The following is a 562-nucleotide window of genomic DNA, read 5'->3' as shown; positions in this document are numbered from 1 at the left end:
CCTTCGGGGGGACGTTTACCACGGTGTGGTTCATGACTGGGGTGAAGTCGTAACAAGGTAGCCCTAGGGGAACCTGGGGCTGGATCACCTCCTTACCTATACGACTAACTTGATGTTTGTTGAGTGTTCACACAGATTGCTTGTTACTCCTTTACGGAGTTGAGCGAAATGCGCCGCAAGCCGGTTAGCATTGTTCTTTAACAATTTGGAAAGCTGATAGTATTTAATTACATGAGTCTGTCATGTTAATTAATTACAAATCGTATTATTGGGAAGTTAATCCCTTTTCGATAATACATTGAGTTCTCAAAACACTTTATTAAGTGTCTTGAATATTCTAAAACTAAGGCGAATTTGTGTACTCGTAAGAGATGCAAATTAGTAATAAACCAGCTAGTTGCGATACAACAGTTAAGGCTATGGGCTTTAACACTGATGTGTTTTTGAAACATATTTGGGTTGTATGGTTAAGTGACTAAGCGTATACGGTGGATGCCTTGGCAGTCAGAGGCGATGAAGGACGTAGTAACTTGCGAAAAGCGTTGGCGAGCTAGTAACAAGC

Annotated in this window: 2 rRNA genes; both read left to right on the top strand. The window is 41.3% G+C overall.

The features are described 5' to 3' along the window. Positions 1 to 95, top strand: a 16S ribosomal RNA gene (locus L2735_RS19920); the annotation flags it as partial. Between the two features lie 370 nt (positions 96 to 465). Beyond that, positions 466 to 562: ribosomal RNA gene (locus L2735_RS19915) — 23S ribosomal RNA — on the top strand; the annotation flags it as partial.

Source organism: Shewanella olleyana (genome assembly GCF_023283825.1).
Taxonomy (GTDB): Bacteria; Pseudomonadota; Gammaproteobacteria; order Enterobacterales; family Shewanellaceae; genus Shewanella; species Shewanella olleyana.
This window is presented reverse-complemented; position numbering and strand designations above follow the sequence as displayed.